We start from the raw sequence: 11,766 nt of genomic DNA, 5'->3' as shown, positions 1-11,766 counted from the left end.
AAGGATTGCAACATTGGAGGCAGCCTGAATTCCGAACATACACTGCTCTGTCGTTTTAGGAGTGCAAGGCAGGGGAAGCTTGTGCGACAAGTGCAGCCTTGACCTCTCCGGTCCTCCGTGGCACCTGTCGCGCCAACAGGCGAGGGGAGCCCTTGCCGGATTTAGCAAAGCCTCCGTTCTCAGGAACACGAAAACATGTCGAGCGACGTCCCGGCGCACATGCGCCCTGAAAACTCCTTCCAAGGCCTCATCCTCACCCTTCAACGGTATTGGGCCGATCAGGGCTGCGTGGTTCTGCAGCCCTATGACATGGAAGTCGGCGCCGGAACGTTCCACCCGGCAACGACCCTGCGCTCGCTGGGGCCTCGTCCGTGGAAAGCGGCCTACGTGCAGCCGTCCCGCCGCCCGACCGATGGCCGTTATGGCGAGAACCCGAACCGCCTGCAGCATTACTACCAGTTCCAGGTGCTGTTGAAGCCGTCTCCGTCCAACCTTCAAGAGCTTTATCTCAATTCGCTCTACGCCATCGGGCTCGACCCGAAGGTGCACGACATCCGCTTCGTGGAAGACGACTGGGAAAGCCCGACGCTGGGGGCCTGGGGCCTTGGCTGGGAATGCTGGTGCGATGGCATGGAAGTGTCGCAGTTTACCTATTTCCAGCAGGTCGCAGGCTTTGAATGCTCACCGGTTTCCGGCGAGCTGACCTATGGGCTGGAACGTCTGGCGATGTACATTCAGGGCGTCGATAACGTCTACGACCTGAATTACAACGGCATGGAAGGCGCGGACAAAGTCACCTATGGAGATGTCTTCTTGCAGGCCGAGCAGGAATACTCCCGCTACAATTTCGAGCACGCCAACACCGAAACCTTGTTCCAGCACTTCAAGGATGCGGAAGCCGAATGCCGCGCCATCCTAGATGCCGGGGCCAAGGCGCGCGACGACAACGGTCTGTCGGTTCATCAGGTGGTGCTCCCGGCCTATGACCAGTGCATCAAGGCCTCTCATGCCTTCAATCTGCTCGATGCTCGCGGCGTGATCTCCGTGACCGAGCGCCAGAGCTACATCTTGCGGGTTCGCGAACTTGCCAAAGCCTGCGGCGCAGCGTTCCTGGAAACGGAAGCCGGCGGTGTCGGCTATCACAATCAGGCCGCTGAATAAGGCCGGGCTCCAGCAACAATCCTGACGTGGTCACCCCGGACGCAGCAATGTTGCGATCCGGGGTCCACGCGCAGTACCGCTTGCCGAAGCGTGTGAATCGAAATCACCAACCCTCTGCAAGCGAGTAGATCCCGGGTCTCGGCTGCGCTCGCCCGGGATGACGAATGGTGGCTGTAACAACATCAGCTTAACCCCGGTAGACTTGTCTCGGACCGTCAAAAGTGTGGTCTGGATTACACTTTTCCCGTTTTGACCGTTTCCTCTGCGGCCGGGCGATGACATCCGCTGAAAGTCCGGCTAGCCTCCGCTGCAAATGGTTCGGAGGTTTTTATGGCCACGTGGTTTATTCTCGCTCTTTTGATCGCGCTCTCGGTTTTCGCGATCCTTCTTTACAACGCGCTGGTGAAAAAGCGGCAGATGGTCGAGGAAGGCTGGAGCGGGATTGATGTCCAGCTGAAGCGCCGCGCCAACCTGATCCCGAATCTCGTTGAGACGGTGAAGGCTTACGCGTCCCATGAAAAGGAGGCGCTGGAAAATGTCACCCGGCTGCGCACGGATGCCGCCGCTGTGTCGGGCTCCGACATTGTCGGCCGGGCCAAGGTCGAAGGCGCGCTGACCCAGGCGCTGGGCCGTTTGTTTGCCGTCGCCGAAGATTATCCGGACCTCAAGGCCAGCCAGAATTTCTCGGATCTGCACAATTCCCTTGATGAAATCGAAAACGCCATCCAGATGGCCCGGCGTTATTACAATGGCGCAGTACGCGGTCTGAACGTTGCCGTAGAAAGCTTCCCGTCCAACCTGATCGCGGGCCAGTTCGGTTTTCAAAAAGCTGAGTATTTCGAGATCGAGGATGCGGCGGAGCGGGCTGTTCCGAAGGTAGAGTTTTAAGCGTTTCCGGGAGGTCCGATCATGCGGTTCCATCAAGGTCTGATGGCGGTCCTGGCGGCTGTCTTGTGGCTCGTAACAGTCAGCGGTGCGGTCTCGGAAGAACGCATCCTCACCTACGTCTCCGACATCGACGTTCAGGAGGACGGATCCCTGATCGTGACGGAAACCATCCGGGTCCGGGCCGAAGGCGATGAGATCAAGCGAGGCATCTTCCGCGACGTTCCCTTGCGGGCAAAAGACGCCAACGGCTGGGAGCATGATGTGCCGTTTGAGCTGCTGGAGGTCTTGCAGGACGGGCAGCGCGAAAACAAGTTCACTCGGGAGAACGGACGCGGTGTCCGGATCTACATTGGCCGCGAAGATGTGTTTCTGGATCCCGGCGTTTACACCTACACGATCAAATACCGCATGTGGCGCCAAGTCCGTTTCTTTGACGGCTATGATGAAGTCTATTGGAACGCGACAGGCAACGAGTGGATCTTCCCGATCGATGAAGCCGTTGCGAGGGTCCGCTTGCCTGCCGGGGCCGACGCTACGCAATATGCTGCCTACACCGGCGCATTCGGCTCTGATGCGACCGATTATGAGGCCTCCGTCGACCCGGCAACGGGGCAGGTGGTCTTCGAGACCACGCAGCCGCTCGGCGCTTACGAGGGCCTGACGGTCGCTGTCGGATTCCCGAAGGGCTTTGTCGCGGAGCCGAGCGAGTCTGAAAAATGGGACATGTGGCTCCAGGATCAGCGGGTCTTTGCGATCGGCGCGCCCGCGGTTCTGATCCTTGTTCTTTATTACTTGATTTCCTGGTGGCGCGTTGGCCGGGATCCGGCTCGCGGTGTCATCTTCCCGCGCTTTAAGGGACCGGATGGCGTGTCGCCGGCGATGGCCAACTACATCACCAATCGCGGAATCGAAGGGCAGCGCTGGGTTGCACTGGCCGCGGCCTGTTTGAGCCTTGCCACCAAGGGGCGACTCAAACTCTCAAAAGACGACAAGGATCTTGTTCTGGAAATGCCCGAGGAGGGCACACCGGTAAATGATGAGCCGCTGCCCAAAGGCGAGGCCGTGATTGAGAGTTACATCCGGGGCCGCGGGACACCGCTCGCCTTGAATGACAAGAACGGCAAGGCGATCAGCGCGCTGGGAGACAAATTCGTTTCAGCGATCAACCGCGAATACAGCGGGGTCTATTTCAAGCACAATGGATTTTATCTACTGCCCGGTCTTGGGGTCAGTGTTGTGACGATCTTCTCGCTGTTTTATTTCGGCAACTTGAGCGATGCGCAGTTCGAGCAGTCCTTTCTGTTCGGCTTTTTCACCATCTTCGGAATTGCGGGCTCCGTCGGCCTGACAATTCTGGCTCAAAGCCTGTTTGACAAAACGACAGGGCGAAGCTCCAAGGCGCTGGCATTCTGGCTGGTTTTTGCGGTGATTTTTGCTGGCGCTGTCTACCTTGTTATGCATCTCACCGCGTTTATCCTTCAAATCCCGCCGGAAATTCCCCTGCTGCCCGCATTTGTGATCGGGATTGTTCTGATGTTCATTGTCTACGCCAATGTCATCGACATTCCGACCACCCATGGCCGGGTGGTCATGGACGAGATCGAGGGCCTGAAGCTTTATTTATCGGTCGCCGAAAAAGACCGTCTGAACATGACGGATGCGCCGGACATGAGTGTCCTCCATTTTGAAAAGCTGCTGCCCTATGCGGTTTCGCTGGGCGTTGAAAAGCCCTGGTCCACGCATTTTGAAACCTGGCTGTCGAGTGCAGCCAATGCAGGACAGTCGCGTGAATACCGCCCGAGGTGGTACAGCGGCCGAGACTTCGACAGCCGGGACATCTCGCGCAGCGTTGGCGCAACGGCAAGTGCCATGGCCGGATCGTTCCAGTCTTCCTTGCCGGTGTCTTCCAGCTCCAGTTCCGGCTCGTCCGGTGGCGGGTCTTCCGGCGGCGGTGGCGGTGGTGGCGGCGGCGGTGGCTGGTAGGCAGCCATTTCCGCCATATTTGCCGCCCCAATGCCGGAACGGCTTGGCGGGGCTGGGCCGATACCGCCGTCCCGGCCCTGAGCCGGGACCGGGCGACGCGGCCCCGGATCATGTCCGGGGCGGCTCCGATGCTTCTAATAATCTGCAGAATAGCGAGCGGGGAAGATTGGTAGCTGGCCGCGCTGGCTCGGCGCTGAACTGGTAAACCTCGTCATTCTTCGCTAGGCTCGCTTCGGGCTAACAAGGGGCAGGTTTGATATGAGCGGCGAAGTGCTGACGCTGGATGAGTTTCTCAGCTTCAATATTGCCATTCTTGTTTATTTTCTGGGCGTTCGCCTGAACAAGCAGTTCGCGTTCCTGCGCCACTACAACATTCCAGAACCGGTTTCCGGCGGTTTGATGGTCGCGACACTCGCGCTTTTTGCCTACGGGGTCTTCGACAAGGAAATCAGCTTTTCGCTGGGCGCGCGTGATTACCTTCTCTACTGTTTTTTCACCGCCATCGGTTTGAACGCTCGCTTCTCGGATCTTGCCAAGGGTGGCAAGCCGCTGTTGATCCTGTTGATGCTGACGGTCGGCTACATGCTGTTCCAGAACGTCATCGGCACCGGGATCGCCGTCGCCATGGGATTACCTGTCGGCTTTGGTCTTTTGGGCGGAACGATCTCGCTGGTGGGTGGTCACGGCACAGCGATTGCCTGGGGACCACGTCTGGTCGAGCAATACGGTGTTGTCGGTGCCGTTGAAATCGGCGCAGCAACCGCAACTCTTGGCCTGATCGCGGCGAGTTTGCTGGGTGGCCCGATCGGCAACTATCTGATCCAGGTAAAGGGCGGCAAGCCGGACCCGAACCGGCCGGATGAAGGTCCGGTGATCGGGATCGAGACCGAGGACGAGGCCGATACGAGTGTGACCCATACTGGCCTGATGCGGGCGATCCTCGTGTTGAACATCGCCATTGCGCTCGGTGTCGCGCTACAGGAGGCTCTGGTATACGGCTTCAATCTCGATCTGCCGATCTTCGTCTGCTGCCTGTTCTGCGGCATCATCCTGTCGAACACCGTGCCTGTCATTTTCAAGAACATCATCTGGCCGGCTCGGTCACGCTCACTTGCTGTGATCTCGGATCTTGCGCTTGGGATCTTCCTGACCATGTCGCTGATGAGCCTGCAACTCTGGACCATTGCTGGTCTCGCCGGGCCGATGATGCTGATCTTGGCCGCTCAGATTGTTGGAGCAGGGCTGTTCATCATTTTCGTGCTCTTCCCTGTGATGGGGCGGGACTACAACGCCTCGGTGCTTGGGGCGGGGTTCGCCGGTTTTGCGCTGGGCGCGACCCCAACGGCCATTGCCAACATGACGGCAGTGACCAAGCAATACGGCCCGGCTATGCAGGCCTTCCTGATCCTGCCGCTCGTCTCCGCCTTCTTCGTCGATCTCGCGAATGCGGTGATTATCGTACTGTTTCTGGGGAACTAGCGCGCGGTCACGTGTGTCTTTGAAGTGCCTTCGCGCGTATGTGCTTGCCAAAGGGGGTGACAAGCCGCGGCTGACTTGGTAACGGACGGCCAACGCATTTCCGGTGGTTTCCACCCAGACCCAAAGGCTTTAGACCCTATGCCCGATCTTCTGCTTGAGCTGTTCAGCGAAGAAATCCCGGCCCGTATGCAGCGCAAGGCGGCCGAAGACCTGAAAACGCTTGTGACCAATGCCTTGGTGGATGCCGGTTTGCCCTACGAGGGTGCCAAAGCCTTTGCAACGCCGCGCCGGCTCGCCCTTCATGTTGCCGGTGTGCCGGCTGGCTCTGCCGCGACCCGTGAAGAGCGCAAGGGTCCGCGCGTCGGCGCGCCGGAAAAGGCCGTTGAAGGGTTTTTGCGCGGGGCAGGACTTGCCTCCATTGACGAGGCGACGATCCAGACCGATCCGAAGAAGGGCGACTTTTATGTGGCCGTGATCGAGAAGCCGGGCCGCTCCGCCATCGACATCATCGCCGAATTCATGCCGGGCATCTTGCGCAATTTCCCGTGGCCGAAGTCCATGAAATGGGGCACGACGTCGACCCGTTGGGTGCGCCCACTGCATTCCATCATCGCAACATTCGGTCCGGAAACCGAAGAGCCGGATGTCGTGCCGTTCGAGTTTGACGGCATCACGTCCGGCAAGACCACCCGGGGTCACCGGTTCCTTGCAGATGTCGCCTTCGATGTCCGCCGGTTCGACGACTATGCGCCCACTCTTGAAAAGCACAAGGTCGTGCTGGATGCGGATCGCCGCAAGGAGATCATCCTTGCCGACGCAAAAGACCGCGCACTGGCGCTTGGGCTTGAACTTGTCGAAGATCCGGGGCTACTGGAAGAGGTCGCCGGCCTGGTCGAATGGCCGGTCGTTCTTACCGGGTCCTTTGATGAGGCGTTTTTGGAAATCCCGGACGAGTGCATTCAGTTGACCATCAAGGTCAACCAGAAGTGCTTTGTGCTGAAGGACCCGAAAACCGGCAAGCTTGCCAACAAGTTCGTTCTGATCTCCAACATCGTTGCGCCCGATGACGGACAGCTGATCATTGCGGGCAATGAGAAGGTGATCCGCGCGCGTCTGTCGGATGCGCAGTTCTTCTGGACCAGCGATCTGAAAACCAAACTCACCGATAATCTGCCGAAGCTCAATGACGTGAAGTTCCACGAAAAGCTCGGCAGCGTCGGCGAGCGGGTTCAGCGCCTGATCGCGTTCTCCGCAGAGCTTGCCCCGCTGGTCGGCGCGGATGCAGCCAAGGCCAAACGCGGTGCGGAACTTGCCAAGGCCGATCTTGTCTCCGCGATGGTCTTCGAGTTCCCCGAACTGCAAGGCCTGATGGGCCGCTACTACGCCACCGCACAGGGCGAGGACGCCTCGGTCGCGACCGCGATCGAAGAGCATTACAAGCCGCAGGGGCCGAGCGACAACGTGCCGACCGATCCGGTCGCGATTGCCGTGGCCTTGGCCGAAAAGCTCGATCTTCTTACAGGCTTCTGGGCGATTGACGAAAAGCCGACCGGCTCCAAGGATCCTTATGCCCTGCGCCGCGCTGCTCTGGGTGTCATCCGGATTGTTCTGGAAAACAATTTGCGCCTGAAGCTGGGGGATCTGATCCTCTCCGCGCTGAAAGCCCAGTCTGCAAAAGCCGACGATAACGCGGCACTGGTTGCCGACCTTCTTTCTTTCTTCGCCGACCGCCTGAAGGTCCACCTGAAGGACGAGGGCATGCGGCATGATCTGATCGACGCCGTGTTCGCGCTCGAGGGTCAGGATGATCTCCTGATGGTCGTGAAACGCGTTGAAGCCTTGCAGAAATTCGTCTCCTCCGACGACGGTACCAACTTGGCAGCTGGCTACAAGCGGGCGGTGAACATCTTGAAGGCGGAAGAGAAAAAGGACGGCAAACCGGTAACCGGCAGGCCGCATGCGGATCACTTGGCCGAGCAGGCCGAGATTGATCTGGCCGCAAGCATCGACACGGCCCGTGCGGAAGCCGCCGAGGCTGTGAAATCGGAAGACTTCGAAGGGGCCATGGAGGCGCTGTCCAAACTGCGCGCGCCGGTCGACAAGTTCTTCGAGGACATTCTGGTCAATGCCGATGATCCGGCACTTCGGATGAACCGTCTACAGTTGCTCGCCGAAATCCGCGATGCCACCCACGTGGTTGCCGATTTCTCGAAAGTCGCCGGTTAACTCACAGATCCGGGCCTCATCCGATGAGGCTCGTTCCACTTATTCTGTTGCTTATAGGAGTCAGCCGTGACTGCAGCACCAACCCGCTATGCCTTCATCAAAGCCAACTGGCATGCCGACATCGTGGACCGCGCTCTGGATGGGTTTTGTGAAGTGATCCCGGCAGATCAGGTCGATGTCTTCACCGTGCCCGGCGCCTTCGAAATGCCGTTGCTCGCGCGCGATCTGGCCAACAGCGGCAAATATGCTGCCGTCGCTGCGGCGGCTCTGGTGGTCGATGGCGGGATCTACCGGCATGACTTTGTGGCGCAGGCCGTTGTCAGCGGCCTGATGCAGGCGGGTCTGGACAGCAATGTGCCGGTCCTGTCGGTGTCTCTGACCCCGCATCACTTCCAGCCGACCGAGCACCACATCGGCATCTACAAGGACCACTTCGTCGAAAAAGGCCGGGAAGCCGCGCAAGCGGCCCTCATGATCGGCGAAACCCGGGAGAGCCTGAAGGGCTAAGAAGGTTCTCGCGGAACACTATGACCCGATGTGGTGAAATTGAATCCACCGGATGGGAAGCCCATCTGGTGGACTTTTTTTGAGCCGTGCTTTTGGAGTTTTTGCCGTTCTTCGTTATATTCAGTGAGAGGATTGAGGTGCGAGAGACACGACAATGGATACAAAAGCCAAGTGCAAGACAGACGGTGCACCAGACAATGCAACTGGCCGTGACCACATTGTCAAAGGCTTGGCTGTGTCTGATCAGGCGCAGTCTCAAATACCGCACCGCTCCATCCGTGAAATGGTGATTGACAATAATAAGCGTTTTGCCGCGACAATGAAGTCCCTGGGCGAGTAGGGTTTTGGAGGAACCGACTTGGCTGACTTTCGGTCAGGTGACAGAAATTATCGACGTGGTCGGCGAATTGTATCCGCGCCATCGCGTCGAGTTGGTTCGGCCGGCAGAATTGGCCGCTGCCTTGCTACGTCCTGCGAACAGATTTCATTATGCCAGCGAAACCAACCTTTACATGCTCGCCTCTGAGTACATTTATGGCGTTGGCAAGGCGCATGCGCTGGTTGACGGAAACAAGCGCATCGCGTTTCAGTCTGCGCTTGTCTTTCTTGAATTGAACCGCGTGCGGCTGAATGAGCCGGCTGACGAATTCTTTGCCGTCTACATCAAGGCTTTGATGGCTGACCGCATCAACATGCAAATGTTGTCTACGGTCTTCTCAGTGTTCTCCGAGCCAATGTAGCTCGTCACTCCGCAGCCTGTTGGGCGAGACGGTCGACGGGCTTTTCCTGGATCGGCCAGTGAATGATGGCCGCGGCGATGCCGAGGGCAATGCCCATCCACCAGATGGCGTCGTAGGAGCCGGTTTCGTCATAGAGTTTGCCACCGAGCCACACGCCCAGAAACGAGCCGATCTGGTGCGATAGAAACACGAAACCGAAGAGGGTTGCCATGTAGCGCGGCCCGAACATGACGGCAACCAGCCCTGAGGTCGGCGGCACGGTGGACAGCCACAACAGGCCCATGAGCGCGGAGAACACAAGCACCGAAACCGGGGTCACCGGCAGCATAATAAAGCCGAAGATGACCACGGCCCGGGCAAGATAGATCAGCGACAGGAAGATCGGCTTGGAATAGCGCCCGCCGATATAGCCCGACGCAAGCGAGCCGACGATGTTAAACAGGCCGATGAGCGCAATCGAGGTCGCGCCCCAAGACGGATCAAGCCCGAGATCAGCTATATAGGGCGGCAGGTGGACAGTGATGAACGCCACGTGGAATCCGCATACGAAAAAGCCAATGGTCAGCAGAATAAACCCGCGGGTGCCGAACGCCTCGGCCATCGCGCTCGTCAAGCTCTGGTCCGCAACAGCCTGATCGGAAGACGGCGGAGCTGCCTTGCCTTTCAGAGCAATCGCCAAAAGCGGGATCAGGGCGATCAGTCCCATGAAAACGATTAGTGTCTGCTGCCAGCCAATGCCGGCAATCAGAGCACCGCCCAGTGGGGCAAACAGGAACTGCCCGAGAGACCCGGAGGCCGTTCCAATGCCGAAAGCGAGTGAACGTTGTTCCGGCGACACTGTCCGGCCGAACGAGGCGAGCACAAGCGAGAAAGACGAGAAGGCGACGCCGAGACCGATGAGGACACCTGCCGAGACATGCAGCGCAACAGCACTTTGGGCATCGACCATCAGGAAGAGGCCAGCTGCATAAAGTGTCGCGCCAATGGCCATGGCTTTCCATGTGCCGAACCGGTCGGCGAACATCCCCGCAATCGGCTGGCCGATCCCCCACATGAGGTTCTGGATGGCAATCGCCAGCGCGAAGATCTCCCGGCTCCAGTCGCGGGCTTCTGTCATCGGCTGGAAGAAGAGGCCCATGGCAGAGCGGGGCCCGAAGGAAATCAGTGCGATCAGACAACCGCAGGCGATCACCAGGGGAATGTTGGGGCCATCGCGCCGCGATGTGGATGCAGTTGACATCAGAACCTCTCATCGTGAATTGACGATAAGATACTTCCGTCCGCCAAAACGACCAAACGTGTATTTGTGATGTGTCCATCAATCTTGAGAATGAATTGCCGGTCGAGGCCAACGGAAGGCCGGACCGTCCCGAAGTGCGGACGAACTCCTGCAGGCCCAAACTGTCCTTTGGTTAGCCGGCGTTGGAGATCGTATATTTTGTCAAGGAATATCAATCGCTTGCGAACTGTTTTTGTGTTATTTGCCAGAAAGTAATAGATTTTGCCACGAAAGCCTCTTATATAAGCTCCGAACGAGCAAAAGAGATGGGCGCAAGCCCGTTTTCTTTTGAACTAAATATGCTCAAAATGAGTATAAGTGTGCATCGGGCCAAAACACCGGTGTTCGAGCCAAAATGAGGGAGGTCGCCATGACCATTGCCCAAACAACCGCACCGGTCGGAACCCCGATCAACGACGGCCTGTCGGCCCTGGATCGCTATGGCAAATTGACCCGACCGGATCTGAGTTACACGGCTGAAGTTGCGGAAGCGACGGCTCCGATCTACCAGAAGGTGAAGCACATCATTCCGGAGATCGAGTGGCCCGCCTTGGCCCCAACAATCCACGCGATCAACAAGCTGAAAAAAGAGCGGAATGCGGTCATCCTGGCGCACAATTACATGACGCCGGACATTTTTCATGGCGTGGCCGATATCGTGGGTGACAGCTTGCAGCTTGCGATCGAGGCGACCCGCACCGATGCGGAAGTCATCGTCCAATGCGGCGTGCACTTCATGGCGGAAACCTCCAAGATCCTGAGCCCGGAAAAGACCGTTTTGATCCCGGACATGAAGGCCGGCTGTTCCTTGGCCGAGTCCATCACTGGCGCGGATGTGCGGGCTTTGCGTGAGCGCAACCCAGGCATCCCGATCATCACCTATGTGAACACGTCTGCCGACGTGAAGGCCGAATGCGATATCTGCTGCACATCGTCCAATGCCTTGCAAGTTGTTGAGAGCTTCGGCGTCGACAAGGTGTTCCTGATCCCGGACAAGTATCTGGCAGCGAATGTCGGCAACAAGACCGATGTAGAAGTCCTGATCTGGGATGGCGCCTGTGAGGTTCACGAGCGGTTCACGGCACAGGAGTTGCGGGATTATCGCAAGATAGAGCCGGAGGTGAAAATCATCGCACACCCGGAATGCCCGCCCGAAGTGGTCGCGGAAGCTGATTTTGCCGGCTCCACCGCGCACATGATCGATTGGGTGAAGACCAAACAGCCGGAGAAGGTGATGATGATCACCGAATGCTCCATGGCAGACAATGTCGCCAGCGAGACCCCGGAAGTGAACTTCATCCGTCCGTGCAACCTGTGCCCGCACATGAAGCGGATTACCTTGGACAAGATCCTCGATACCCTTCTTGAGATGAAGGACGAAGTGGTTGTCGATCCGGTGATTGCCGACAAGGCGCGAGTGGCTGTTGAGCGGATGATCAACTTGAAAATTTGACCGCTCAAGGGTAGGTCACACATCTTCAAATGAATATCTTCCGGGCTTGG

Annotated in this window: 10 protein-coding genes; 9 read left to right on the top strand and 1 reads right to left on the bottom strand. The window is 58.2% G+C overall.

Annotated elements, in window-relative coordinates:
• Positions 1-195 precede the first annotated feature (195 nt).
• From ACVDG4_RS09800 to ACVDG4_RS09765, 8 genes are all read left to right on the top strand, one after another.
• Positions 196-1,161, top strand: a complete 966-nt coding sequence (locus ACVDG4_RS09800) for a glycine--tRNA ligase subunit alpha (protein ID WP_133948220.1) — start codon at positions 196-198, stop codon at positions 1,159-1,161.
• A 330-nt stretch (positions 1,162-1,491) separates the two neighbouring features.
• Positions 1,492-2,049, top strand: coding sequence for a LemA family protein (locus tag ACVDG4_RS09795; protein WP_447234912.1), 558 nt, complete (start codon positions 1,492-1,494; stop codon positions 2,047-2,049).
• A gap of 21 nt (positions 2,050-2,070) precedes the next feature.
• Complete coding sequence (locus tag ACVDG4_RS09790) at positions 2,071-4,032, top strand: DUF2207 domain-containing protein (RefSeq protein ID WP_447234911.1); 1,962 nt, start codon at positions 2,071-2,073, stop codon at positions 4,030-4,032.
• A 258-nt stretch (positions 4,033-4,290) separates the two neighbouring features.
• Positions 4,291-5,511 carry a sodium/glutamate symporter gene (gltS, locus tag ACVDG4_RS09785; RefSeq protein WP_447234910.1) on the top strand — a complete coding sequence of 407 codons (1,221 nt, stop codon included), beginning with the start codon at positions 4,291-4,293 and terminating at the stop codon, positions 5,509-5,511.
• A 138-nt stretch (positions 5,512-5,649) separates the two neighbouring features.
• The gene (gene glyS / locus ACVDG4_RS09780) at positions 5,650-7,737 is read left to right on the top strand and encodes a glycine--tRNA ligase subunit beta (protein ID WP_447234909.1); all 2,088 of its coding nucleotides are present in this window, start codon (positions 5,650-5,652) and stop codon (positions 7,735-7,737) included.
• Between the two features lie 66 nt (positions 7,738-7,803).
• Entirely contained in the window at positions 7,804-8,244 is a 441-nt protein-coding gene (locus tag ACVDG4_RS09775; protein WP_353621037.1) for a 6,7-dimethyl-8-ribityllumazine synthase, read from the top strand.
• Positions 8,245-8,398: 154 nt separating this feature from the next.
• Entirely contained in the window at positions 8,399-8,584 is a 186-nt protein-coding gene (locus ACVDG4_RS09770) for a hypothetical protein (protein WP_447234908.1), read from the top strand.
• Positions 8,585-8,588: 4 nt separating this feature from the next.
• Positions 8,589-8,984, top strand: a complete 396-nt coding sequence (locus ACVDG4_RS09765) for a type II toxin-antitoxin system death-on-curing family toxin (RefSeq protein ID WP_447234907.1) — start codon at positions 8,589-8,591, stop codon at positions 8,982-8,984.
• Positions 8,985-8,988: 4 nt separating this feature from the next.
• Here the strand turns inward: ACVDG4_RS09765 and ACVDG4_RS09760 are convergent, their stop codons facing one another.
• A complete protein-coding gene (locus tag ACVDG4_RS09760; RefSeq protein WP_447234906.1) occupies positions 8,989-10,224 on the bottom strand; it encodes an MFS transporter in 1,236 nt (411 codons plus the stop codon).
• Positions 10,225-10,633: 409 nt separating this feature from the next.
• Between ACVDG4_RS09760 and nadA the strand changes: the two genes are divergently transcribed.
• The gene (gene nadA / locus ACVDG4_RS09755) at positions 10,634-11,716 is read left to right on the top strand and encodes a quinolinate synthase NadA (protein WP_447234905.1); all 1,083 of its coding nucleotides are present in this window, start codon (positions 10,634-10,636) and stop codon (positions 11,714-11,716) included.
• The last annotated feature ends 50 nt before the right edge of the window (positions 11,717-11,766 follow it).

The organism is Roseibium sp. MB-4, from assembly GCF_053005265.1.
The sequence above is the reverse complement of the archived record's forward strand: the minus strand, read 5'-3'. Positions and strand labels throughout refer to the sequence as shown.